The 25169-nt window shown below is 70.9% G+C and carries 17 protein-coding genes; 8 read left to right on the plus strand and 9 right to left on the minus strand.

Annotation, left to right across the window (positions count from 1 at the left end):
• The first annotated feature begins 9 nt into the window (after positions 1–9).
• The 4 genes from AB0C82_RS15125 (at position 10) to AB0C82_RS15140 (ending at position 4806) form a co-directional block, all read left to right on the plus strand.
• Positions 10–1992, plus strand: coding sequence for a hypothetical protein (locus AB0C82_RS15125; RefSeq protein WP_362841081.1), 1983 nt, complete (start codon positions 10–12; stop codon positions 1990–1992).
• Between the two features lie 69 nt (positions 1993–2061).
• On the plus strand, positions 2062–2967 hold the full coding sequence (locus AB0C82_RS15130; RefSeq protein WP_362841084.1) for a metal-dependent hydrolase: 906 nt from the start codon (positions 2062–2064) through the stop codon (positions 2965–2967).
• Between the two features lie 3 nt (positions 2968–2970).
• Positions 2971–4047 carry a PDR/VanB family oxidoreductase gene (locus tag AB0C82_RS15135; protein WP_362841087.1) on the plus strand — a complete coding sequence of 359 codons (1077 nt, stop codon included), beginning with the start codon at positions 2971–2973 and terminating at the stop codon, positions 4045–4047.
• A gap of 36 nt (positions 4048–4083) precedes the next feature.
• Positions 4084–4806, plus strand: a complete 723-nt coding sequence (locus AB0C82_RS15140) for a TetR/AcrR family transcriptional regulator (RefSeq protein WP_362841090.1) — start codon at positions 4084–4086, stop codon at positions 4804–4806.
• Positions 4807–4836: 30 nt separating this feature from the next.
• Here AB0C82_RS15140 and AB0C82_RS15145 read toward each other — a convergent pair whose 3' ends face one another.
• The 3 genes from AB0C82_RS15145 to AB0C82_RS15155 all read right to left on the minus strand — a co-directional run bounded on the left by AB0C82_RS15145 (position 4837) and on the right by AB0C82_RS15155 (position 12490).
• A complete protein-coding gene (locus AB0C82_RS15145; protein ID WP_362841093.1) occupies positions 4837–5187 on the minus strand; it encodes an isomerase in 351 nt (116 codons plus the stop codon).
• Between the two features lie 137 nt (positions 5188–5324).
• Positions 5325–10583 (minus strand): pullulanase-type alpha-1,6-glucosidase, encoded by a 5259-nt coding sequence (gene pulA / locus AB0C82_RS15150; protein ID WP_362842039.1) that lies wholly within the window; start codon positions 10581–10583, stop codon positions 5325–5327.
• Positions 10584–10756: 173 nt separating this feature from the next.
• Positions 10757–12490 carry a carbohydrate-binding module family 20 domain-containing protein gene (locus AB0C82_RS15155; RefSeq protein ID WP_362841095.1) on the minus strand — a complete coding sequence of 578 codons (1734 nt, stop codon included), beginning with the start codon at positions 12488–12490 and terminating at the stop codon, positions 10757–10759.
• Between the two features lie 465 nt (positions 12491–12955).
• Here AB0C82_RS15155 and AB0C82_RS15160 point away from each other — a divergent pair, with 465 nt between their 5' ends.
• Positions 12956–13081 carry a hypothetical protein gene (locus tag AB0C82_RS15160; RefSeq protein WP_362841098.1) on the plus strand — a complete coding sequence of 42 codons (126 nt, stop codon included), beginning with the start codon at positions 12956–12958 and terminating at the stop codon, positions 13079–13081.
• Positions 13082–13108: 27 nt separating this feature from the next.
• Complete coding sequence (locus AB0C82_RS15165) at positions 13109–13456, plus strand: hypothetical protein (protein WP_362841100.1); 348 nt, start codon at positions 13109–13111, stop codon at positions 13454–13456.
• Positions 13457–13541: 85 nt separating this feature from the next.
• On the opposite strand, the gene AB0C82_RS15170 is transcribed toward AB0C82_RS15165, so the two are convergent.
• The 5 genes from AB0C82_RS15170 to AB0C82_RS15190 all read right to left on the minus strand — a co-directional run bounded on the left by AB0C82_RS15170 (position 13542) and on the right by AB0C82_RS15190 (position 19550).
• On the minus strand, positions 13542–14600 hold the full coding sequence (locus AB0C82_RS15170; protein ID WP_362841103.1) for a LacI family DNA-binding transcriptional regulator: 1059 nt from the start codon (positions 14598–14600) through the stop codon (positions 13542–13544).
• Entirely contained in the window at positions 14585–16261 is a 1677-nt protein-coding gene (locus AB0C82_RS15175; protein ID WP_362841106.1) for an alpha-amylase family glycosyl hydrolase, read from the minus strand. Before AB0C82_RS15175 ends, AB0C82_RS15170 begins: the two co-directional genes overlap by 16 nt.
• Positions 16262–16365: 104 nt before the next feature.
• The gene (locus AB0C82_RS15180; protein ID WP_362841109.1) at positions 16366–17244 is read right to left on the minus strand and encodes a carbohydrate ABC transporter permease; all 879 of its coding nucleotides are present in this window, start codon (positions 17242–17244) and stop codon (positions 16366–16368) included.
• Positions 17241–18257 carry a sugar ABC transporter permease gene (locus AB0C82_RS15185; protein WP_362841112.1) on the minus strand — a complete coding sequence of 339 codons (1017 nt, stop codon included), beginning with the start codon at positions 18255–18257 and terminating at the stop codon, positions 17241–17243. The genes AB0C82_RS15180 and AB0C82_RS15185 overlap by 4 nt, the downstream gene beginning before the upstream one ends.
• 21 nt (positions 18258–18278) lie before the next feature.
• Positions 18279–19550 carry an extracellular solute-binding protein gene (locus AB0C82_RS15190; RefSeq protein WP_362841114.1) on the minus strand — a complete coding sequence of 424 codons (1272 nt, stop codon included), beginning with the start codon at positions 19548–19550 and terminating at the stop codon, positions 18279–18281.
• Positions 19551–19943: 393 nt separating this feature from the next.
• On the opposite strand from AB0C82_RS15190, the gene AB0C82_RS15195 reads away from it, so the two are divergent.
• Together AB0C82_RS15195 and AB0C82_RS15200 are read left to right on the plus strand one after the other, a co-directional pair.
• Positions 19944–20987: a LacI family DNA-binding transcriptional regulator gene (locus tag AB0C82_RS15195; RefSeq protein WP_362841117.1), complete on the plus strand. Its 1044-nt coding sequence runs from the start codon at positions 19944–19946 to the stop codon at positions 20985–20987.
• A 76-nt stretch (positions 20988–21063) separates the two neighbouring features.
• Positions 21064–21978: a phosphatase PAP2 family protein gene (locus AB0C82_RS15200; protein ID WP_362841120.1), complete on the plus strand. Its 915-nt coding sequence runs from the start codon at positions 21064–21066 to the stop codon at positions 21976–21978.
• 114 nt (positions 21979–22092) lie between these two features.
• Here AB0C82_RS15200 and AB0C82_RS15205 read toward each other — a convergent pair whose 3' ends face one another.
• Entirely contained in the window at positions 22093–25086 is a 2994-nt protein-coding gene (locus AB0C82_RS15205; RefSeq protein WP_362841122.1) for a bifunctional [glutamine synthetase] adenylyltransferase/[glutamine synthetase]-adenylyl-L-tyrosine phosphorylase, read from the minus strand.
• Between the last annotated feature and the right edge of the window lie 83 nt (positions 25087–25169).

Consider the following 25169-nt stretch of genomic DNA (forward strand, 5'->3'; position numbering starts at 1 on the left):
CAGCTGAACATGCCTCCGAGTCGAGCAGTGCCGTCCTTCGTCGAGCGTCGCACGGCCGGGTCGGTCGATCGTGAGCAGCTGGATGCCGTGCTGGTCGAGCACTACACCCGGCTGACGCGGATCGCCTATCTGGTGCTGCCGTCCTCGCTCGGGCCCAGTCGGCGGGTACTGGCCGCGCACCGGCTCGTGCAGCGGTCCCTGCCCTTGCCGCGTGCGGCGGATGCGGTCGGCGGGCTGCCCTCGCCGCGCAGGACGGAAGGGGCGGCGGGCACGGTGGACCCCGGGTACGCCGATCTCCGGCTGCGGGTGGTGCGTTCCGCGCTGGAGGCGGGCGGCCTGTCGCGGGGGCGGGGCCGCTCGCGGTGGATGGCGGCGCCCCACCGCGCCGCGCGGGTGCTGCTGGCGCCTCCTCGTCTGCCGCACGTGTGGGGGCTCAGGCTGTTTCCGCGCTCCTGCGGCGCGGACGAACTCGCCCTGGAGCAGGCGCTGTCGGACGTCCCGGCGCCGTGCAGGGCCGCCCATGTGCTGCGGGGGCTCGAAGGGCTCGCCGACCCGGAGGTGTGCCGGGTCCTCGCGGCCGCCGGGGTGGCGGACCCGGGTGCGGCGCTGGCGCAGGCGGATGCGGTGACTGCGCCCCACGCCCTGCTGGCCTCGCCGGAGTTCGATCCCTGTTCGTTGCAGGTCAGGCCCACCGATCTGCTGCTGCGGCGCCGCCGTGCGCGGGCCGCGCTGGCCGGGTTCGCGGCGCTGGTGGCGTGCGGGACGCTGCTGGCACTGCCAGGGGGCGGCTGGGGCCCGGACGGGACGCCCACGCCGATGTACGCCCGTAATCCGGCGACCCAGCGGGCTCTGGAACCGGCAGCGTTGCACCGGGTGGCGCCGTCGTCCTGGCAGCGCTCCTCCCGTAACGACTTCACGGTCTGGCCGGCGCGCGGCAGCCGCGCCCGGGACACCGGACTGCTGCGCCGGGCCCTCGCCGCGTGGACGCTGCCCGGCCGCGCCGACCGGTCGACCGCCACTCCGGGCACACCCACGGGCCCGCCGATGGGACCGCCTCAGCTGCTGTACGCGGGAGTGGTGGACGAGGCTTCGGTGGTGCTGTTCCACGACGGGCTGCGCGTCGTCCGGTACGCCGAGGCCCGCCACCCGGTCCGGGGCAGGGGCGCCGTGCTGGACTTCGCCCGGGTCGACGGCGCGGACTCCGCGGGCTCGAACGCCCTGGTCGTGGGGCGGGCGCACGGCCGGGTCCGCTATCTGACGGCGCCCTGGGTGCGGGAGGTGGCCGTACGGGATCTGCTCGCGCCGCGGAAGGCGCCGCGCGTCCTGCCGCGTGACGCGGACGGGGTGACCGGCCCGCTGGCCGGGCTCGGGGACACCGCGGAGGGCTGCCACTCCTGGGAGGCCCTGGAGGTGCGGGACGCGGACGCCGTCCGGCTGATGACCGATCTCGGCGAGCTGACCCCGGTCAGGCTGACGTCCGGGGCCCCGGCCGCCCCGCACGACGTGTCGGGCCGCGCCGAGCGGGAGAGCTGGGCGCGCACCGCGTGTCTGCTGCCCGCGGTGCGGGCCGGCGGCGTCCGGTCGGTGAACTCCTGGCTGTTCGCCCGCCAGCCGCTGCCCGAGGGCAACGGGGCCGCGCGCTGGCTCTGCGTCCGCGCGGAGACCTGGCGGGGTACGGGCAGCAGGGTGCTGGCGGAGTTCCAGGCGCCTGCGGAGCCGTCCGCTCCGGGGGCGGTCGTCGCGCGCGCCGAGGACTCCCCGGCGTGCGGGCCGCGCGATCCGCGGGTGCTGGCCGGGGTGCTCTGGAAGTCCGCGGGCGGCCGGTGGTACGTGGTCGCGGCGGGCTCGGGTCAGTTCACCTCGCTGTCCACCTCCGGAGGCGTGGTGGGCAGCTCCCGGGGCCGGCTGCTGACCGTGCCCGCCCGTGCGGGCGACCGGGCCGACCTCAACGGGCTGCTGGCGGACGGCCGGAAGGTCGGCGCGCTGCGCTGACCTTCCGCGCGATCAGGAAAACGGCGCACACCCCTGTTCCCCGTGCTTACTCGTCAGTACATTGACGGCATGTCTAACAGGCAGCCAGCGGCGGACGCGTCGGAGCGGACCCCGCTCAAAGCCCGCAAGGTCTCCTTCGACTGGGAGAAGACGCCTCTGCACTGGGTGCCGGGCGAGCCCTTCAGCACGCACACCATCAACACGATCCACCTGCTCCTCCCGGCCGGGGAACGGTGGTTCATCCATGTCTACCGCCAGATCCTGCCGTACATCCACGACGAGCGACTCCGCGAGGACGTCATCGGGTTCATCGGCCAGGAGGCCGTGCACTCCCAGGCCCACGACGACGTACTGCCGCACATGAAGAAGCTCGGGCTCGACCCGACCCCGTACACCGCACAGATCGACTGGTTCTTCGAGAAGCTGCTCGGCGACAGGACGCTTCCGCCGGGCCGGGCCCGCAAGTGGTGGCTCATGGAGCGGGTCGCGACCATCGCGGCGATCGAGCACTACACCGCCTTCCTCGGCGACTGGATCCTCAACGCCGAGGCGCTCGACCGGCGTGGCGCCGATCCGACGATGCTGGACCTGATGCGCTGGCACGGCGCCGAGGAGGTCGAACACCGCTCCGTCGCCTTCGACGTGTTCATGCACGTCGACGGCGGCTACCGGCGGCGGGTGCGCACCTGGGCGGTGGCGTTCACCGCGCTCGTCTTCCTCTGGCAGCGCGGCACCCGCTTCCTCATGGAGAACGACCCGACCCTGCTCGACGGCAAGGCGTCCTTCCGGGCACTGCGGGCGAGCGGCAGGAACGGCACGCTGCCCACCACCGGCGCCATCGCGCGCTCCATCCCCACCTATCTGAGCCGTACCTACCACCCTTCGCAGGAGGCCAGTACGGCCCAGGCCGTCGACTACCTCGCCCACTCGCCCGCGGCCCTGGCGGCCGAGGCCCGGATGCCGGGAAGGAACTGACCCATGGCCCTTCCCCGTCCGCGCACACTCGTTCTCGTCGCCGGAGCCGTCGTGCTCGCCCGGCGTGCGCTGCGCCGCCGCATCGAGACGTCACCGCTGTGGCCGATGCCCGCCCTGGACGTACCGGTCTCGGGCTACTCGGAGCGGCGTTCCACCACCACCCGCCCGCTGCTGGTCACCGAGCGGGAACCGGTCGCCGACGGGGTCGTACGACTCCGGCTGGCGGGCGAGGACCTGCCGGCCTGGCAGCCCGGCGCGCATCTGGACCTCGTGCTGCCGTCCGGTCTGGTGCGCCAGTACTCGCTCTGCGGAGACCCGGCCGACCGTGACGCGTACACCGTCGCGCCGCGCCTCGTCGAGGACGGCCGTGGCGGCTCGCGCGAGGTCCACACGCACCTGCACGAGGGCACGGAGGTACGCGCGCGCGGGCCGCGCAACCGCTTCCCGCTCGTCGAGGCCCCCGCGTACGTGTTCGTCGCGGGTGGCATCGGCATCACGCCGATCCTGCCGATGCTGCGGGCCGTCGCCGCGTCGGGCGCCGACTGGCGGCTGCTGTACGGCGGCCGTACGCGCGCCTCCCTGCCCTTCCTCGACGAGATCGAGAAGCTCGGAGCCGACGGCGGGCGGGTCACCGTGGTTGCGGAGGACGAGGCCGGGCGCCCGGACGCGGCCGCCGCGCTGGCGCAGGCGGCGCCGGGCACGGCGGTCTACGTCTGCGGCCCCGGGCCCCTGATGGACGCGGTCGCCGCCGCACTGCCCGATGGCTGCTCCCTCCACCTCGAACGCTTCACCGCGGCCACCGGCGCGGACCCGGCCGCCACGTCGTTCGACGTGGAACTGCGCCGCTCGGGAAGCACCGTCAGGGTCGAGGCGGGACGGTCGGTTCTCGCGGCCGTGCGCGAAGCGCTCCCGTACGTCCCGTACTCCTGCGAGCAGGGATTCTGCGGCACGTGCCGACAACGCGTCCTGGAAGGCGCGATCGACCACAGGGACGAGCTGTTGACGGACGCGGAGCGCGAGGACTCGATGCTCCTGTGCGTCTCGCGCTGCCGCGGTGACCGGCTGGTCCTGGACCTCTGACATCTCCGGCGACGCGCCCCCGGCTAGGCTGTCGGCATGACGACCGGGGTGCGGCGCAGGATGGGCGTCGAAGAACGCAGGCAGCAGCTGATCGGCGTCGCGCTGGAGTTGTTCAGCCACCGCTCCCCCGACGACGTGTCGATCGACGAGATCGCGGCCGCCGCGGGCATCTCCCGGCCGCTCGTCTACCACTACTTCCCGGGGAAGCAGAGCCTGTACGAGGCCGCGCTCGGACGGGCCGCCACCGAACTGGCGGGACGGTTCGTCGAGCCGCTCGAAGGGCCGCTGGGCGCCCGGCTGCTGCGCGTGATGGGCCGCTTCTTCGACTTCGTCGAGGAGCACGGCCCGGGCTTCTCCGCGCTGATGCGCGGCGGTCCCTCGGTCGGCTCCTCGACGGCGAACGCCATGATCGACGGGGTGCGCCAGGCGGCGTACGAGCAGATCATCAGCCATCTGGGTGTCCAGGACCCGCCCGCCCGGCTGGAGCTGGTCGTTCGCTCCTGGGTCTCGCTCGCCGAGTCGACGGCCCTGATCTGGCTCGACGGACGGCGCATCCCGCGGTCCGAGCTGGAGACGCAGCTCGTGCACGACTTCGCCGCGCTGGCCGCGGTGAGCGCCGCCTACGACCAGGAGATGGCGGGCATCGTGCTGCGCGTCCTCGCCCAGGAGCCGGCGGACGGTCCGTTCGGCGATCTGCTGACGCGTCTGTCGACGCTGGCGCCGTCCGTACCCGCCGTGCCCCCGCAGCGCAGGCCCTGACCCGGCTGCGGGCCGGGCTCCCTGGCGGACTCAGCTCTTCCGGTAGGACGGGTCGAGCTCACGGGTCTCGGCCGAGGCGTGCACCACCAGCTCCTCGACGGGCTTCAGGTACCCGGCCAGCAGGTCGAGGACGGACTGGGTCAGCCGCACCTTGGTCTCCGGGGTGCGGCCGGCCAGCAGACCGATCGAGACGTGCACGATCGCGTCGCCGTCGGCCACCTCCCCCACGAAGGACTCCTCCACCCTGCGGAACCGGGTCTTGCAGTTGGGGATCTGCGTGGTGACGGTCTCGGCGACCAGCGGGTGCAGGGCGAGGGCGAAGCCGCGGCGGTCGAAGGCGTCGTCGAGCTCGGCGGAATAGTCGACGGTGATCTGCGGCATCAAGTGCTCCTGTGTACGGGTCCGGCCGGTTGTCGCTCCTAAGCCTGGCGGTGATCCGTGGGACAGCACAAGCCCGGCCGCCGTCCGGCCCCTGCGAGGGGACCGGACGGCGGCCGGGCGGGGTGGGGCCGTGCGCGTCAGCGCAGGGAGAAGACGGCGACCGTGCGTCCGGGGACGGTGAAGGTGCCGGTTTCCTTGTCGTAGGCGGACTTCTTCACGGTGGCGTCGGCGCCTGCCGCCTGGACGGGGTGCAGGGCGTACGCCGTGCCCGCCCGGTCCGCGAGGCGCTGACTCTCGGTGCCGGGGGTGGCGTTGATGACGACGACCAGCTTGCCGAGGCGCATCGTGATCACGCCGGGTGTCTCGTCGGTCCCCGAGAGGGGGAACGACAGGGCCGACTGGACCTGCTCGGTGGTGGGAAGCGAGAACTCCTTCTCGGTGGTCCGGATGGTGAGCAGGTCGCGGTACGCGGCGGACGCGCCGTCGATCTGCGGGCACCCGGGGGTGAGCGTGGCGTTGGTCAGCAGCGGCTCGGCGTAGGACCACTTGCTCGTGTTGTCGGCGGCCGGCGGCAGGCCGCGGCCGAACCCGTTGCCGTCGCGGCAGTCCCAGTGCAGCGCGTTGAACCAGTCACCGCTGTCGTAGGAGTTGCGGTCGAGCGACTTGGACCGCAGCAGGTCGGTGCCCGCCTGGGAGAGCGAGGGCCCCTGCGAGAGGGTGGACGCCGCCATGGCCAGGACCTGCATCCGTGCCCGGTCGGCCGCCGGGGTGCCCGCCGGGAGCTTGAAGGCGAGCGCGTCGTACAGCGTCTCGTTGTCGTGGGCGTCGGAGTAGGCGAGCGCGTCGCCCGGGGCCGCCGCGTATCCGGCGGGCGCCCCGTTGTAGTCGACCGCTGAGCCCTTGACCGTACGGCCGCTGCTATCGGTGAAGGTGTAGTCGGCGAGGTTGCCGGTCAGCCCGACCTTGATCAGGTCCTGGTAGTGCAGCAGCCGGGCCTTCTGCTCGGCCGTGGTGCCGTTGGCCTTCGAGGTGTTCGGGTCGGTGTAGAGACCGCTCGCGAAGCCCTGGACACCGGGGTCCTCGTCGAAGGGGCCGCCGCCGCGCACCGCGTCGCGGGCCCGGTCGGAGAAGGTGGCGACGCCGGTGCCGGCCATGTGCTTCTGGGTGGCCTGGACGAAGCGGGCGTCGTCGGCGATCTCACCGAAGTTCCAGCCCTCCCCGTACAGGACGATGTTCTTTCCGTCGACGCCGTCCTTGGCGGGGGTCAGCTCGTCGAGGGCCTTGCGGACCGCGAGGATGTTGGCCTTCGGGTGGTGTCCCATCAGGTCGAAGCGGAAGCCGTCGACCTTGTACTCCTTGGCCCAGGTGACGACCGAGTCGACGACGAGCTTGCCCATCATGGTGTTCTCGGGCGCGGTGTTGGCGCAGCAGGTGGAGGTGGCGACGGAGCCGTCCTCCAGGAGCCGCTGGTAGTAGCCGGGCACGATGCGGTCGAGCACCGACTTGTCGTCCTGGCCGGAGGCGACGGTGTGGTTGTAGACGACGTCCATGACGGTGCGCAGTCCGGCCCCGTTGAGGCCCTGCACCATCCGGCGGAACTCGACCGTGCGCTTCGTGCCGTCCGGGTCGGAGGCGTAGGAGCCTTCGGGGACCGTGTAGTGCAGCGGGTCGTAGCCCCAGTTGAAGGCGTCCTTCGCGGCGGCCTTCGACACGCAGGCCTGCTGCTCCTGGGAGTCGGGGGCGTAGACGGACAGGTCGCAGCCGGGCAGCTGCTGGTCCGACTTCTTCTCGGGGATGGTGCCGATGTCGAACGCGGGCAGCAGGTGGACGTAGCTGGTGCCGGAACCGGCGAGGCGCTCCAGGTGCTTCATCCCGTCCGAGCGGGTGTCGGTGAAGGCCAGGTACTCACCGGGGTGCTTCGACGTGCCGTCCGCGATCGAGAAGTCGCGGATGTGCAGCTCCTGGATCTGGGCGTCGCGCAGCGGGGTGGCGGCGGGCTTCCTCAGTCCGGACCAGCCGCGCGGGGCCAGCTCCGGATCGGTCAGGTCGACGACGAGGCTGCGCGCGGAGTCCGCGGTCAGCGCGGTGGAGTACGGGTCGGTGACCTTGTTGGTGACGATCTTCTGGACGGTGGGCGCCCAGACCTTCACGACGTACCGGTAGGGCTTGCCGGTCCAGCTCTTCTTTCCGGTGACGGACCAGACGCCGGTGCGGTCGTCGCGCCGCATCGGGACGGACGTGCCGTCCAGTTCGAGCGAGACCGTACGGGCCGTGGGCGCCCAGACGGACAGGGTGGGGCGGCCGTGGCGGAAGACCGGGCCGAGGGCGGCGCCGCTCGCCCGCTCCCCGTACAGGTCGTCGAGCACCCCGGCGGTCTGCACCCCGGTGGCGGCGAGCAGGGCGCCGTTGGCCGCGCGCTGGGTGGCGATCAGCTGGCCCCGCAGGGAGTCGCGGACCCTGTCCCGGTCGCGTACGTCGACGGTGAACGCCGGGTGGTCCTTGAGGTGCGGGTACTTCGCCTTCTGCGCGTCGGTGAGCGTCGTCGCGTTGAGCCTGAGCCACCGGCCCTCGTCGGAGAGCGCGCCGTCGACGACGGAGATCCCGCCGTCCTCGGCGTACACGAGCTGCTGGCTGGTGGCGTCGGTGGACTTCACCTTCCAGACGACGGTGTCGCCGTCGATCCACTGGGCCGCGGCCTCGGTGAGATCGGGGGCGGGTGCTCCGCCTGCCTGCGGCAGGAGGTATCCGGGCTTCCCGCCGAGCATCCAGACCTCGTGCCCGTGCGAGGCGAGGTCCAGGGACTGGTCGCTCGGGAGGTCCTTCTCGTCACCCTTGTGGAGGATGTAGCTGAGCGAGGTTGCGCCTTCGGTGAGCGGGACCTCGAAGGTGACGCCGTAGGCGTCCTTCCTGACCGGCTGGAGGGGCTTGGCCCAGTCGGTGGGGTTCTTCGCCCCGGTCCAGGTGTGCAGCCCCCAGCCGTCGTAGTCGCCGTCGGTACGGTGGTAGTTGAGGACGGCCTTCGTGGTGTCCTGCGGCGGCTTGGCGCCGTCGGGCGCCTCGGTCGCCTGACCGTCCTTGCCCTGCTCGATCCAGACCTGACCGGTCCTGGCCAGGTCGACGGCGCGCTGCGGGCCGTCGGCGGTGCCGGACTTCTCCACGGTGTACGGGACGGAGGAGGCGCCCTCGTCGACCGCGACCCAGGCGAACGCCCCGTAGGCGTCCCGCCCGACGAAGTCGGCCGTCTTCCCGCCGGACTTCAGCTGCCAGCCGTCGTAGTCGCCGTCCGCGCGCTTGTAGTGGACGACGGCGTAGTCGCGTTCCACGGCGACGGGCTTCTCGGCCGGCGGGGCCTGGCCCGCGGTGGTGGAGGCGAGCGCACTGGCGGTGCGCCCCGTGCGGTCGACGACCACGGCCTTGTACCGCAGGGCGGTTCCGGCCGCGACGGTGCGGTCCAGGTACTGGGTGACCTTGTACGGGGCGTGGTCGGCGGAGCCGAGTGTGCGCCACTTGCCGCTGCCGGTCTGGGCGGCGAAGACGACGCGGTCGAGCTGTCCGCCCTCGACGTCCGCGGTGAGCTCGACGGTACCGGTGGCCCCGGCGGCGGGTGCCTTCAGGGTGATGGCCGGTGCGGTGGCGGGGGTGCCCAGTGGCCGGTCGGCCTTGAGCACGATGCTGCCGAGTGCCGGCACGGTGACGCTGATCTTCCGGTCGCCGGTGCTGCGGACGGACCCGGAACCCCCGTAGAGCGTACGGAAGTTCATGCCGGCCGACTCGGTGGTCAGCTCGACGGTCCGCGCCTCGGCGGCGTTGTTGGTGGCGACGACGTACTCGTAGGGGCGCTTGGCGTCCGTACGGGAGAAGGCGTGGACGGACCCTTCGGCGTACCGCTCCGTCTGGGTGCCGTCACGCAGGGCCGGGTGCTCCCTGGTGAGCTTCGACAGTGCGGCGATGGAGCGGTAGACCGGGTGCTGGGTGTCGTACGCGTCGGAGGCGTGCGTACGGTCCGTGCCGAGCTGGTCGTCGTCGAGGTAGTCGGCGGTCCTGGAGGCGAAGAGGGTCTGGCGGGCGTCCTTGTCGCCGCCGGCGCCGGTGTAGCCCTGCTCGTCGCCGTAGTAGATCACCGGGTTGCCGCGGCCGAGGAACATCAGCTCGTTGGCGAGACGTGCCCGCTTCAGCAGTTCGGCGTCGTCCGCGTCCGGGTTGTCCTGCTTGAGGAAGGTGCCGATGCGGCCCATGTCGTGGTTGCCGAGGAACGTGACCTGCTCGTAGGCGTTGGCCTTGTCCGTGGTGTAGCGGTAGTCGTCGCCGTAGACGGCGGCGAGCTTCGAGGCCGGGGCGCCCTGGGAGGCGTACTGGCGTGCCGCTTCCTGGAAGGGGAAGTCGAGCGTGGAGTCGAGCCGTCCCCGGGTGACGTAGGGCGAGGTGATCGCCGTGTCCGCGGAGTAGACCTCGCCGAACATGAAGAAGTCGTCCCGGCCGCGCTCGGCCGCGTACGCGTCTAGGGCGGTCGCCCACTCGGTCCAGAAGTCCAGGTCGACGTGTTTGACGGTGTCGATGCGGAAGCCGTCTATCCCGAAGTCCCGGACCCACTTCTGGTAGATCTTCGCCATGCCCGACACGACCTCGGGACGCTCGGTCCACAGGTCGTCGAGCCCGGAGAAGTCGCCGTACTCGGTGGACTCACCGGCATAGGTCGAGTCACCCCGGTTGTGGTACATGGTGGGGTCGTTGAGCCAGGAGGGCACCTTGGTGCCGGTGCTCTTCGGGGTGTACGGGAAGGAGTCCGCGTCGACCTCTGCCATGCCGGCGGTGTCGTCGAACGGGCGGCCTGTCGCGTCGAGGTAGGGGAAGGCGCCCTTGGGCTTGTAGCCGTACGCCTTCTCCGCGTAGTCGACGGTGTCGGCGGTGTGGTTGGTGATGACGTCGAAGAAGACCTTCATGCCCTTGCCGTGGGCCTTGTCGATCAAGGCCGACAGGTCGGCGTTGGTGCCGAAGTGCGGGTCCACCTGGGTGAAGTCGGTGATCCAGTAGCCGTGGTAGCCGGCCGACGCGTCCTTGCCCGTGCCCTGGACGGGCCGGTTCTTGAAGATCGGCGCGAGCCAGATGGCGGTGGTGCCGAGACCCTTGATGTAGTCGAGCTTCCGCGTGAGGCCCTTGAGGTCGCCGCCCTGGTAGAAGCCCTTGTCGCTGGGGTCGTACCCGGTCTCCAGCCGCGAGCCGGTGAGCCCGCCGCGGTCGTTGGAGGTGTCGCCGTTGGCGAACCGGTCGGGCAGGACGAAGTAGAACTGCTCGCGGGTCAGATCGTGCCGGGCCGGTGCGGCGGCCAGTTTCGCGTCCGACGGCGGGGCCGGGGGCTTCGCCGCTGCGGACGCCGATGCCGCCGGCACGACGGGCATGAGCGCCACGCACAAGGCGGCGACGGCTCCCCGTCTGAGGGTGGTACGGGACACGGGGAGGGTCTCCTTGGTGTTCGGGGAGTAGGGAGTCGTGAAACCTGCGGCATCCGGGGAGCCGCCCCGTCCGCGCACCCGGACGTCGGGTGCGCGGACGGGAACGGCTCGCGTCCGGCTCAGGCGCGCCAGACGTCGTTCGTCAGCGTGACCTTGCCGGTGGCGGGTACCGTCGCCGTGCGGTTGGCGCCGCTCTCCCAGGTCACGTTGCCGCTCGCGTCCTTGCGGACGTACTTGTACTCGAACGTCGTCCCGGCGGGCAGGCTGACGTCGAGCTTCCAGACGGGGTAGGTGGCCGGGTCGAGCTTCAGCGCGTTGGCCGGGTTCCAGCTGCCGAGGGCTGACTGGTTGCCGGTGACGTAGATGTTCTGGCCGAGCTGTGTCGTGGCGTTGACGCCGAAGGAGGCGCCGGACGTCCCGGTACCGGGGTCGGTGCCGGGGTCGGTGCCGCCACCGCCGGTGCACGTACGGGCGTTGACGTGCAGGGCGACCGCCGTGCCCGCGGCGAGCGTGGCCGTGAACTGGCCGGAGCCGTTCACCGTGACGCCCTTGCCGGACTGGACGTCGCAGTAGTCACCGGCGGCCAGCGAGGTCTGGAACGTACGCGTCAGCGCGGAGCCCTCGTGGTTGAGGGCGACGTACGCCTTGGTGCCCCGGCCGAAGGCGATCTGGTCGCCGCCGTTGTCCCACCAGTTGGAGACGCCCTGGCCGCGTGCCGCGTTGCGGAAGCCGACCATGGAGGAGATCTCGCGCCACGCGTGCTGGCACTTCCAGCCGTCGCTGTAACAGGCGTTCACCTGTCCGCCGTTGGGCGGGCCGGCGTCGTGGCTGCTGAACTCGTAGCCGGAGTGGACGTCCGGGGAGCCGTAGGGGTAGGCCAGCATGAAGACACTGGCCAGGGTGTACTTCGAGCCGTCCTTGTAGTTCAGCGTGTCACCGCCGCGCTCGGTGTCGTGGTTGTCCACGAAGACGGCCGACTTGCCGGACTCCATGAAGCCCCAGCCCTCGCCGAAGTTCTTGAGGCCGGCGAGGTTCTCGTTGTTGAAGACCTGCTTGAGGCTGCGGCCGTAGCGGAACTCCTGGACGTCGCCGCTGCCGAGGTACTCCGACGGCGAGACGGCCTCGCCCGCACCGTGGATCGCCTCGTGCTTCCAGTAGACACCCGGGTTGCTCAGCCGGGACTTGATGTTGGCCAGGTCGGCGGCGGGCATGTGCTTGGCCGCGTCGATCCGGAAGCCGTCGACCCCGAGGGAGAGGAGGTCGTTGAGGTACGTGGCTATCCGGCCACGTACGTAGTCCTCACCGGTGTCCAGGTCGGCCAGGCCGACCAGTTCGCAGTTCTGGACGTTGGCGCGGTCCCCGTAGTTGGTGATCTGCGACTGGCAGTCGTTCATGTCGCTGACGGAGTAGACGCCGGGGTAGTCGTACTTGCCGTACGCGCTGCCGCCGGTGCCGGTGCCCGAGCCCGCCGCCATGTGGTTGATGACCGAGTCGGCGATGACCTTGACGCCCGCGCCGTGGCACGTGGCGACCATGGCGGAGAACGCCGCGCGGTCGCCGAGACGTCCGGCGATCTTGTAGCTGACCGGCTGGTAGGAGGTCCACCACTGGCTCCCCTGGATGTGTTCCTGGGGCGGTGACACCTGGACGAAGCCGTAACCGGCCGGGCCGAGGCTGTCGGTACACGCCTTGGCCACGGAGGCGAACTTCCACTCGAACATCACGGCGGTGACGTCCTTGTCGCCGGGCGGCGCGGCCTGGGCAGTACCTGCGGCGCCGAGCCCGGTGGGGATGACGAGAACGGCGGCACCCGTGACCAGGGCGAGCGTGGCAGACAGTGGTCTGCGTGCCATGACTTTCCTCCTGCGGTGGGGGAAATGCGGGGATGGCGGAGCAGCCTCACATGGCAACGCGCCGTGCCCTCAAGGCTCATGAAGGTTCTTGCAGCAAGAATGCAACTCCTGCGTGCGAGCAGACGCTACGAGCCTGACCTGGCCGGGTCAACCCCCTGGACATGGCTCGATTACATCCTGCTCACATCCGCGAAATCTTGGAGTTTTCTTCCTGCAAGCTCTTACGCAAGATATTGCGAGGCTGTTACATTCATCCCGACTCCGGCCCGGTCGGCCGGGGGTTCCGGTACGCCGGGACCCCACGCGCCCGGCCGGCCGGGCCGGTCACGGCACAGAGGGGTCCGGAGTCGCTCCACTCCCCGCCGGCCCATCCCGGGCCGACTTCCGGACCTCTCCTGTGCTGTACGGCCCCGACCACCGGGGGCCGCGACCGCCGCCCGCGTCGGCGGCCGTATCCGTCGCTACGTGATGACCTCCACGATCGAGGTCTACGACCCGGCGACCGCCGTGCCGCCGGCCGTGCCGGCGGGGACCCCGGTGCCGGAGGAGAACGTGGACCCGCGCTACTGGCCGGTGGCCATGGACACCTAGCGCATCCACCGGGGCGAAGAGATCGCTGTGCACGCGAAGCCGCTGCCGACGGTGTTCATCCACTACGAGGAGCTGGCGGACCTGCTGCTCTGGGCGACCACCGCAACCGGCTTCACGGGTCCGGTCAACGCCTGCTCCGACGGCCTGCTCGACGTGCGTGACCTGACCGCGGCAGTCGCCGCGCGGACCGGCGGGGAGCCCGTCCACCGGACCGTCGCGGCGGGCGGGACGGCTTCGCCGTTCTCCTTCGACCGCCACTGCTCCATGAGCAACACCCGTGCGAAACGGCTGGGCTTCGCCATCTCCCGGGTCACCGACTGGCTGCCCGGCGCCGTCGCCGAGACCCTCGGCGCGTCGGCCGCCCCCGCCGCGTAGGCAGCCGGCCACGGCGGTCCGCGGCGGAGCCGCGCACGCGAAAGGCCGGGTCCCCCCCTCCGGACCCGGCCCCGCTTGCCCTCGTTCAGGCGACCCGCACCGCCGCGGTGGACCCGCGCACCACGAGCTCCGGCTGGAACACGTACTCCGTGCGCTGCACGGGACTTCCGGCGATCTCCTCCAGGAGTGCCCCCACAGCGGCGCCGGCCATCGCCTGCACCGGCTGGCGCACCGTGGTCAGCGGCGGGTCGGTGAACGCGATCAGCTGCGAGTCGTCGAAGCCGACGACGGAGACGTCGCGCGGAACGTCAAGTCCCCTCCCCCGGGCCGCCCGGACCACGCCCAGCGCCATCAGGTCGCTGCCGCAGACGATGCCGGTACAGCCCCGGTCGAGCAGGGCGCCCGCCGCGACCTGGCCGCCCTCGACGCTGAACAGCGTCGAGCACACCATGAGTTCGGCCTCGCTCCGGTCCATGCCCAGCACGGAGACGGCCGCCTCGACGAAGCCGTCGCGCTTGCGCCGGGAGGGCACGTAGCGCTGCGGTCCGATCGCCAGGCCGACCTTCCGGTGCCCGAGCTCGGCGAGGTGCCCGACGGCCATCCGTACGGCAGCCGTGTCGTCGGGCGAGACGAACGGGGCGCTGATCCGTTCGTTGTATCCGTTGATCAGGACGAACGGCACGCCGCGGTCGGACAGCGCGGCGTACCGGGCCGGGTCCGCCGACAGGTCGGCGTGCAGCCCGGACAGGAAGACGATGCCGCCGACGCCGCGTTCGACGAGCTGCTCGACGAGCTCGTCCTCCGTGGCGCCGCCGGGCAGCTGGGTGCAGAGCACCGGGGTGTACCCGTGCCCGGCCAGGACCTGCTCGACGGACTGCGCGAACGCCGGGAAGATCGGGTTGGTGAGTTCAGGAGTCACCAGCCCGATCAGCCCGGCGCTGCGCCGTCGCAGCCGTACAGGACGTTCGTAGCCGAGGATGTCGAGCGCCGCGAGCACCCGCTGACGCGTGGTGTCCGCGACGCCCGGCTTCCCGTTGAGCACCCGGCTGACGGTCGCCTCGCTGACCGCCGCCTGTCCGGCGATGTCGGAGAGCCGCAGCGCGCCGCCGGTCCGGGGGGCGGGGACGGTCACACCGTCCACCACACCGTGGTCTCGGCGGGCAGCTCGAACTCGGCGCCGTCCACGGCCACGGGCGCGCTGGACAGCAGCACGCTGCCGCGTACCGGCATCCGCACCGGGCGGGCGGTGGTGTTGACCGTGCAGACGAAGCCGGGGCGGCCGAAGACGAGAACGCCTTCCGGGGCGTCCAGCCACTCCACGCCGGTTCCCGCGCCGAGCCCGGGGTGGGCACGGCGGGCGGTGATCGCCGCGCGGTACAGCTCCAGCGTGGAACCCTCGACGCCGGTCTGCGCCTCGACGGAGAGCCGGCCCCAGCCGGCGGGCTGCGGCAGCCAGCTGCCGCCGTCGCCGAAGCCGTACGAGCTGCCGTCGCGGGTCCACGGGATCGGCACCCGGCAGCCGTCGCGGAAGCCGTCCTGGCCCTCGGCGCGGAAGAACGACGGGTCCTGGCGGGCCTCGTCGGGCAGGTCGGTGACGTCGGGCAGGCCGAGCTCCTCGCCCTGGTAGACGTAGGCGGAGCCGGGCAGCGCCAGCATGAGCAGGGTCGCGGCGCGGGCGCGGCGCAGACCCATCTCGCGGTCGCCCGGGGTGCGGATCTGGGTACCGAGGCCGGGCGGGTTGGCGAAGCGGGTGGCGTGCCGGGTCACGTCGTGGTTGGAGAGCACCCAGGTGGTGGGGGCGCCGACCGGACGCATGGCGTCGAGCGAGGTGTCGATGACCTTGCGCAGCTCGGCGGCATCGAAGGCGGTGCCGAGGTACTGGAAGTTGAAGGCCTGGTGCATCTCGTCGCTGCGCACGTAGTTGGCGGTGCGCTCGACGGTGGGCGTCCACGCCTCGGCGACGGCGATCCGCTCACCGGGGTACTCGTCGAGGATGACGCGCCAGCTGCGGTAGATCTCGTGCACACCGTCCTGGTCGAAGAACGGCATGACATCGTTTCCGAGCAGCTTGAGCTGGTCGTGCGCGCCGAGGTCGGGCAGGCCCTCGGCCTTGACGAGGCCGTGGGCGACGTCGACGCGGAAGCCGTCGACACCCATGTCGAGCCAGAAGCGCAGGATCGAGCGGAACTCGTCGGCGACGGCCGGGTGCTCCCAGTTGAAGTCGGGCTGCTCCGGGGCGAACAGGTGGAGGTACCAGTCACCGGGCGTGCCGTCCGGGTCGGTGGTCCGGGTCCAGGCCGGACCGCCGAAGATGGACTCCCAGTCGTTGGGCGGGAGTTCGCCGTCCTTGCCCTTGCCGGCGCGGAAGTGGTAGCGGTCGCGGAGGGCCGATCCGGGGCCTTCGGCGAGAGCGCGCTTGAACCACTCGTGCTGGTCGGACGAGTGGTTGGGCACCAGGTCGACGATGATGCGCAGATCGAGGCCGTGGGCCTCGCGGATCAGGGCGTCGGCGTCCAGCAGCGTGCCGAACATCGGGTCGATGGCCCGGTAGTCGGCGACGTCGTAGCCGGCGTCGGCCTGCGGCGAGGCGTAGAAGGGGCTGAGCCAGACCGCGTCGACGCCGAGGCTCTTGAGGTACGGGAGACGGGCGGTGACGCCTGCGAGATCGCCCATGCCGTCGCCGTTGCCGTCGGCGAAGCTCCGTGGATAGACCTGGTAGATCACCGCGTCCTGCCACCAGCCGGTGCGGTGGCCCTGGGCGCCGTCGGACGTGCCGGTGGAGGGGGCAGCGAGGTGCTGGGTCATGTCGTCCCTGGGGTGTCTGGGTGGGGAGCGGCGCCGCGACCGGGTCGGGGTCCCGGCGCCGCTGTGACTGGTGCGATCGGTCGTGCGGTCGTGCGAGCGGGTGGTCAGCCCTTCACGGCTCCGGCGGACATGCCGGTCACCAGGTGACGCTGCGCGAAGAGGAAGACGAGCGCCGCCGGTATCGCGATCAGTACGGACGCCGCGGTCATCGGGCCCCACTGGGCGCCGTACTGGTTGACGAACTTCTGCAGTCCGCCGGCGAGCGTGAGGTTCTCGTCGCCGACCATGAACGCGGAGGCGTACGCCACCTCGCCCCAGGCGGTGATGAAGGAGTAGAACGCGGTGACGGCGAGGCCCGGCTTGGCGAGCGGCAGGATGAGCCGCCAGAACGTGCCGAACGGGGTGAGGCCGTCGACCTGCCCCGACTCGTCGATCTCCCGCGGGATGGTGTCGAAGAAGCCCTTCATCATCCAGGCGCAGAACGGCACCGAGATGGTGAGGTAGGTGATCACGAGACCGGCGGGCTGGTTGAGCAGCCCGATGCTCGACATGATGTTGTAGATCGGCACGATGAGGACGGCGACCGGGAACATCTGGGTGATCAGCAGCGTCCACATCAGCCCGCGCTTGCCGGGGAAGCGGAAGCGGCTGACGGCGTAGCCCGTGGTGGCGGAGACGAACACACCGATGACGGTGGAGAGCCCCGCGATGATCACGGAGTTGCCGAACCAGCTCAGGAACTCGGTGTCCTTGATCAGGTTCGTGTAGTTGACGAGCGTCGTCTCCCGGAAGAAGTCGGTCGTCGTCGCGAACTTGGCGGGCTTCAGCGAGGTCAGCAGGACCCAGAGCACCGGGAAGACCGCGATGACGGACGCGATGATCAGGGTGAGGTGCAGACCCACGGAGGCGAGGGGGGAACGGTCGCCGCGCTGCCGCGGCTTGCGGACGGCGTGCCGGCCGGAGGGTTCCGTGTAGGTGGTCACCAGTTGTCTCCCTGCGTGCGGAGCACTCGCCGGTAGACCACGGCGAAGAGCATCAGGAGTACGAGGATCAGCACACCCCAGGTGGAGGACTGCGCGAAGTCGCGCGGGCTGATCTCGAAGGAGAATTTGTACGCCTGGGTGACCAGGATCTGGGTGGCTTCGCCAGGTCCGCCCCGGGTCAGCAGGAAGATGACCGGGAACATGTTGAAGGTCCAGATGGTGGAGAGCAGGATCACCGTGGTGGACACCGGGCGCAGTCCGGGGAGCGTGATGTGGCGGAAGCGCTGCCAGGCTGTGGCGCCGTCCATCTCGGCTGCCTCGTACTGCTCCGCGGGTATGGACTGCAGACCGCCGAGCAGGGCGACCATCATGAACGGGATACCGAGCCAGACGTTCACGGCGATGACCGAGAACTTGGCCCAGGTGGGGTCGTTGAGCCAGGGCACGCCGTCGATGCCGGCGCCGGTCAGGATCTTGTTGAGCAGCCCGCGGTCCTCGTTGTAGAGGAAGCGCCAGGCGAAGACCGAGACGAAGCCGGGGATCGCCCAGGGCAGGATGAGCGCCATCCGGTACGCGGAGCGCCCCGCGAACCGGCGGTTGAGCATGTTGGCCAGGGCCATGCCGAGGCAGAACGTGATGGCCACACAGGAGACCGTCCACACCAGCGTCCAGCCGAGCGTGCCGAGGAACTGGGTACCCGTCAGTGCGTCGACGTAGTTGTCCACACCCACGAACTTGTAGGTGGCCGGCATCTCGTTGACGCCGATGGACCGGGCGACGTTGCGCTCGTTGGCGTCCGTCAGCGACAGGTAGATGCCGCGGAGCAGCGGATAGCCGATGATCACGCCGATCACGAGGACGACGGGGGCGACCATCGTCCAGGCGTACCAGTGGACCGACAGAGCCCGCCGGAGCCTGCTCGGCGGCGGGGGGTTACCAGTACCGCGGCTCCGGCCGCGGGCGACATCGTCGCCCGCGGCCTTCGCCACCGACTGGCTGGTGTGGACAGCCATCAGCCGGCCTGCCTTCCTGGGTTACTTCCAGCCCTTGAGGAGCTTGCGGTAGGAGTCACCGGTGGCCGACGCGGCCTTCTCCGGCGTGGTCTGGTCGGTGAGGACCTTGGTGTACTCGGTGACGAGCGGCGCGAAGAGGCTGCCGGTCTCCGGGATCCAGGGGCGCTCGACGGCGGTCTCGACGACCGGCTTGAAGAAGCCGACGATCTCGCTGTCCACGGCCTCCTGCTTGGCGTACGCGGCGGTGCGGGTCGGCAGCAGGTTCAGCTCGCCGGCGGTCTGCGCCTGGGTCTCCACGGACGTCATGTACTCGACGAAGGCGTAGGAGGCGTCGAGGTTCTTGGAGCCCGCGTAGACGGCGAGGTTGTGGCCGCCCTGCGGGGCGCCCTGACCGGCGGAGCCGGCCGGGACCGGGGCGATGCCCAGGTTCGCCTTGTCCTTGAACTCGTTACCGGCGAGCGTGTCGGCCACGGCCCACGGGCCGTTGATCATCATGGCGACCTTGCCGTCCTTGAACGACGACTGCATGTTCTCCCAGCCGTCGGTGGCGTCGGTCTTCGCGGCACCGGAGTCCACGAGGTCCTTGACGACCTTGAACGCCTTGACGCCCTCGGGCTTGTCGACGGTGACGGACTTGTCGGCCGCGTTGACCAGGTCGCCGCCCTCGCCGTACAGGAAGGAGAGGAACCAGTACGCGTCGTCGCCGCGCAGGTAGAGGCCGGTCTTGCCGGTCTTGTCCTTGATCTTCTCCGAGACGGTCTTCAGCTCGGCGATCGACGCCGGAACCTCGACGCCGGCCTCCTTGAAGATCTTCTTGTTGTAGAAGATGCCCATGGAGTCGATGACCTGCGGGACCGCGTAGGTCTTGTCCTTGTACTTGGTGGACGCGGCGGCCTGCTTGAGGAAGTCGCCCTCGTCCTTCAGCGCCGTGGTGCCGTCGAGCGGGGCCAGGTAGCCGAGGTCCGCGAACTCGGGGGTCCAGGCGACCTCGGAGCGGATGACGTCGGGGGCGCCGGCGCCGGCCTGCGCCGCGTTCTTGAACTTGTTCTGCGCCTCACCGAAAGGCACGTTGACGTACTTGACGTCGACCTTCGGGTGCTTCTTCTCGAAGCCCTCGGCCAGCTTCTTGAAGACCTTGTCCTCGCTGCCGACGGTGGAGGTGTCCCACCAGGTCACCGTGCCGGAGAGCTCTCCCGAGCTCTTGCTGCCCTCGGACTTGTCCTCGCTGCCGCAGGCGGTCGCCGCGAGCGCCAGGGCCGCAACCAGGGCGGTGGCCGTTATGCCACGTCGCATCTGAACTCCTTCAACTGCCGTACCGCTCCGTCGCGGCGCCGGGTCGTCGAGAACGTAACAAGGATGAAAGACGACCGAAAGACCTTGCGGAAGATTTCTGCAAGCTCCGGCGATCGTTACATCCGCGTGTCCTCAAGGTTGCCGTCGGGACTCTTGACGACAGCGTCGTACCCCTGCTCATCGCAGGCCACACACGGTATATCCGTAGTGCGACCATCTGACTGCAGGCAGCAAACAGCGTCCGCAAGACCTTGCAAGATGTTGCTGCGAAGGTGCCGCCGGAGCGCCGTGGCGTGGCTGAACTCCCTCGGTTTCATGGGCCCCGAGCAGCCAGGACGGCTGATTCCCGCACACGGTGGGCAATCAGACACAGGCCCGGTACAGTCCCCTTTCATGACCGCACGGCTTGCCGATATCGCAACTCAGGCGGGGGTCAGCGAAGCTACGGTCAGCCGTGTACTGAACGGCAAGCCCGGCGTTGCCGCTGCCACCCGTGAATCCGTCCTCGCAGCACTCGACGTGCTGGGCTACGAACGCCCGGTACGCCTGCGCAGGCGCAGCGCGGGCCTGGTCGGTCTCATCACGCCGGAGCTGGAGAACCCGATCTTCCCGGCACTGGCCCAGGTCATCGGCCAGGCGCTGACGCGCCAGGGATACACCCCGGTGCTGGCGACCCAGACTCCCGGCGGCTCCACCGAGGACGAGCTCACCGAGATGCTCGTCGACCGGGGCGTCTCGGGCATCATCTTCGTCTCGGGGCTCCACGCGGACACCTCCGCCGACATGCAGCGCTACGAACAGCTGCGCGCGCAGGGCGTCCCCTTCGTCCTCGTCAACGGTTTCTCGCCCAAGGTCCAGGCACCGTTCATCTCTCCCGACGACCGGGCGGCGATGCGGCTCGCGGTGACACACCTCGTCTCGCTGGGGCACCAGCGGATCGGTCTCGCCGTCGGTCCCAAGCGGTTCGTCCCCGTGCTCCGCAAGATCGAGGGCTTCCACGCCACGATGCAGGAGCAGCTCGGCCTCACGGCGGACGAGGTGGAGGAACTGATCCAGCACTCCCTGTACACACTTGAGGGCGGCCAGGCGGCCGCCTCTGCGCTCATGGAGCGGGGCTGCACCGCGGTGGTGTGCGCGAGCGACATGATGGCGCTCGGTGCGATCCGCGCCGCCCGCAGGATGTCGCTCGAGGTGCCGCGTGATCTGTCCGTCGTGGGCTACGACGACTCTCCGCTCATAGCGTTCACCGATCCGCCGCTCACCACGATCCGGCAGCCGGTGACGGCGATGGGCCAGGCCGCGGTGCGCACGCTCCTGGAGGAGATCGGCGGGACACCCGCCCCGCACAGCGAGTTCGTGTTCATGCCTGAGCTGGTGGTCCGCGGCTCGACGGCCTCCGGCCCCGGGCCGGACTCCGGCACCTCCGCCCGCTCGTAAGGTGCAGAGTGTGCAACCGGATCCCGACCGGAGGATGATCGGGGAGTGTGGAACGTATCTGGCAGACTCTGCGCCTATGGGTGAATCGCTAGTGAAGACACAGGAAGGCCGGACGACGGCCACCGCGGCACCCATCGTCGACGAGACGGCCCCCGAGCCGAAACGGGCCGGCGCGTGGACGAGATTCCGGTCGCTGCGGTCCCCCCGCAGGCCCCGACTGTGGTTCGAGATCCTGCTGATCGCGGTCAGTTACTGGCTGTACTCGCTGGTGCGCAACGCCGTGCCCGAGCAGCGGGCCGCCGCCCTGCGCAACGCCGACTGGATCTGGTCGGCGGAGAAGGCGATGGGTGTCGCCTTCGAGGAGACGGTCAACCGCAGCGTCAACTCGGTGACATGGCTGATCGTGTCGATGAACTACTACTACGCGACGCTGCACTTCATCGTCACCATCGGTGTGCTCGTCTGGCTGTTCCGACGGCACCCGGGCCGCTACACCGCGACCAGACTGGTCCTGTTCGCGACCACGGGCGTGGCCCTGCTCGGCTACTACCTGTATCCGCTGGCTCCGCCCCGTCTGATGAACGGCGGGAACTTCATCGACACGGTGCTGCTGCACCAGACCTGGGGCTCGATGGCCTCGGGCAACTTCAAGAACATGTCGAACCAGTACGCCGCGATGCCGTCGATGCACATCGGCTGGTCACTGTGGTGCGGTATGACGATCTTCGCGCTGGCCTCGGTGCCCTGGGCGCGCGTCCTGGGGCTGCTCTACCCGACGGCCACCCTTGTCGTGATCGTGGCGACGGCCAACCACTTCTGGCTGGACGCGGTGGGCGGCATCGCCTGCCTGAGCTTCGGTTACGCGGTGTCGTTCGCCTGGTACGGCTCGCTGCCGCACCGCCTTCCGAAGCTGGTCCCCACCGGCCGTGGGCGGCTCGGCGCACTGTCCCGCGCGGCGGCGACGGCACGAACGGGCTCGACCCGCGCCTGACGGGGCCGGGCGGACCCCAGCCCCTCCGGCGTTCGAGAAGCGGCGTTCGAGAAGCTGCCAGAGGGGTTCGGGAAGCGGGGCACGGGGGGCGGAGCCCCCGGCACGGCCTGCGCCTCACGACGCACCGTAGAACCGCTCCTCCATCACCGCCCGCGCCCGCCGGGTGATCCGCCGGTAGTCGTCCAGCATGTCGCCGACGTGCCCCGGTTCGTACCCCAGGTACCGCCCCACGGCGGTCACTTCGCGCGGGTTCGAGGGGAACGTGTCCCCCGGCCGCCCCCGCACCAGCATCACCGCGTTGCGCACCCGCGTCGCCAGCACCCACGCCTCGTCCAGCGTCTGCGCGTCCTCGGTCGGGATGAGCCCGGCCGCGCACGCCGCGGCGAGGGCCTCCCGCGTACGCGTGGTCCGCAGCCCCGGCTCGACCCAGCCGTGCTGCATCTGCATGAGCTGTACGGTCCATTCGACGTCACTGAGCCCACCGCGCCCCAGCTTCGCGTGGAGCGTCGGATCGGCGCCGCGCGGCATACGCTCGGACTCCATCCGGGCCTTGAGCCGGCGGATCTCGCGGACGGCGTCGTCCCCCAGGCCCTCCATCGGGTACCGCAGCGGGTCGATCAGATCGATGAAGCCGCGCCCCAGCTCCTCGTCGCCCGCGACCGGCTCGGCCCGCAGCAGCGCCTGGCTCTCCCACACCAGCGCCCAGCGCCGGTAGTACGCCTCGTACGACTTCAGCGTCCGCACCATGGGGCCGCTCTTCCCCTCGGGCCGCAGATCGGCGTCGATCAGCAGCGGCGGGTCGGCCGTGGGCAGCTGGAGCAGCCTTCGCATCTCCGACACGACCGTGTTGGCGGCCTGGGCCGCCTCCTGGTCGCTCACGCCCTCGCGCGGTGCGTGGACGAACAGCACGTCCGCGTCGGAGCCGTATCCCAGCTCGTGCCCTCCGAAGCGGCCCATCCCGATCACCGCGAACCGGGTCGGCAGTGTGTCGCCCCACCGCTCCCGTACGGCGGCCCGCAGGGCCCCCGACAGGGTGGCGGCGTTCAGGTCGGAGACGGCGGAGCCGACCCGGTCGACGAGTGCGCCCAGATCCTGTTCGGCGGGGCGCTCCTCCGTACCGTAGGAGCGGATGATGTCGGCGGCCGTCGTCCGGAACAGCTCCCTGCGGCGCACGCCACGCACCACACCGACGGCGGCTTCGGCGCCGTCGGCCCGCCCCACCGCGGCCAGCACCTCCTGCTCCAGGTGCTCCCGGTTGCGCGGCTTCAGCCCACCGGGATCGCCGAGGATCGCGACGGCCTCCGGGGCGCGCAGCAGCAGGTCGGGGGCGAGGCGCCCGGCCGACAGGACACGGGCGAGGTTCTCCGCCGCGGCTCCTTCGTCGCGCAGGAGCCGCAGGTACCAGGGTGTCTTGCCCAGGGCGTCGGAGACCTTGCGGAAACCCAGCAGACCGGCGTCCGGGTCGGCGGAGTCCGCGAACCAGCCGAGCAGTACCGGCAGCAGCGTGCGCTGGATGGCGGCCTTGCGGGACACCCCGGACGACAGCGCCTCCAGATGCCGCAGGGCCGCGATCGGGTCCGCGTAACCGAGGGCCTCCAGCCGGATTCCGGCCTCCTTCGCACTGAGCCGCGACTCACCGGGGGCCAGCTGGGCGACGGCGTCCAGGAGCGGCCGGTAGAAGAGCTTCTCGTGCAGCCGACGCACGACGGACGCGTGGCGCTTCCATGCCTTGTTGAGCTCGGCGACCGGGTCCGTGCGCATCCCGAGGGACCGGCCGAGCCGGCGCAGGTCCGCCTCGTCCTCGGGTACGAGGTGGGTGCGGCGCAGCCGGTAGAGCTGGATGCGGTGCTCCATGGCGCGCAGGAAGCGGTACGCCTCGTCGAACTGGGCGGCGTCGACGCGCCCCACGTAACCGCCTCCGGCGAGCGCCCGCAGCGCCTCCAGCGTCGATCCGCTGTGCAGACTGGCGTCGCTGCGGCCGTGCACGAGCTGGAGCAGCTGGACGGCGAACTCGACGTCCCTCAGTCCGCCGGGCCCGAGCTTGAGCTCGCGGTCGACGCGGTCCACGGGAATGTTGTCGACGACACGGCGGCGCATCTTCTGCACGTCGGCGACGAAGTTCTCGCGGTCGGCGGCCTGCCACACCAGCGGCGAGACCGCTTCGACGTACTCGGCGCCCAGCTCGGGGTCACCGGCGACCGGCCGGGCCTTCAGCAGGGCCTGGAACTCCCAGGTCTTGGCCCAGCGCTGGTAGTACGCGAGGTGGGAGGAGAGGGTCCGCACGAGGGGGCCGTTGCGCCCCTCGGGGCGGAGGTTGGCGTCGACCGGCCAGATGGTGCCCTCGACGGTCGTGTCGGAGCAGATCCGCATCATGTGGGCGGCCAGCCGGGTCGCGGCGGGCACCGCCTTGCTCTCCTCGACCCCGTCAGTGGGCTCCCCCACGAAGATCACATCGACGTCGGAGACGTAGTTCAGCTCGTGACCGCCGCACTTGCCCATCGCGATGACGGCGATCCGGCAGAGGGCCGCGTCCCCCGGCGTGGCCGTGCGGGCGATGGCGAGCGCGGCCCGCAGGGTGGCCGTCGCCAGGTCGGCCAGTTCGGCGGCGGTCTCGGCCACATCGATGGTGCCGCAGACGTCGCGGGCTGCTATGGCGAGCAGGCAGCGGCGGTAGGAGACGCGCAGGGAGTCCGGGTCGACGGCGTCGGCGAGCCCCCGCTCGAATTCGGCCACCCCCGGGTGCAGGTCGGTGGCCTCGTACGTGACGAGCGCCCGCCAGTCGCGCGGATGCCGCGCCAGATGGTCTCCCAGCGCCTCCGACGCGCCGAGGACGCCGAGGAGCCGGTCCCGCAGTGGTTTCGCGGTGACCAGGGTGTCCAGCAGCCTCTGCCGCTCGTCCGGGTTCTCCGCCTCGACCAGCCGGACGAGGCTCCGCAGCGCCAGGTCGGGGTCGGCGGTGGCGCCGAGCGCGTCGAGCAGGACGGGATCGGACCGTACGGAGGAGAGTGCGGGCAGTTCCAGCAGCCGTTCGGCGGCGGACGGATCGGTGAAACCGTGCCGCAGCAGTCGGGAGAACGTACTGCTTCTGCGCCCCGGCACCGTCGTCATCCCGCGCTCTCCTGCCCGCCGACCTTCATGGACCCGCACGTCGAGCCTATCCGGGACCGATGAATCCGGAGCGGCGACGGAGT

It is taken from the genome of Streptomyces sp. NPDC048560, from assembly GCF_040650955.1.
Lineage (GTDB): Bacteria > Actinomycetota > Actinomycetes > Streptomycetales > Streptomycetaceae > Streptomyces.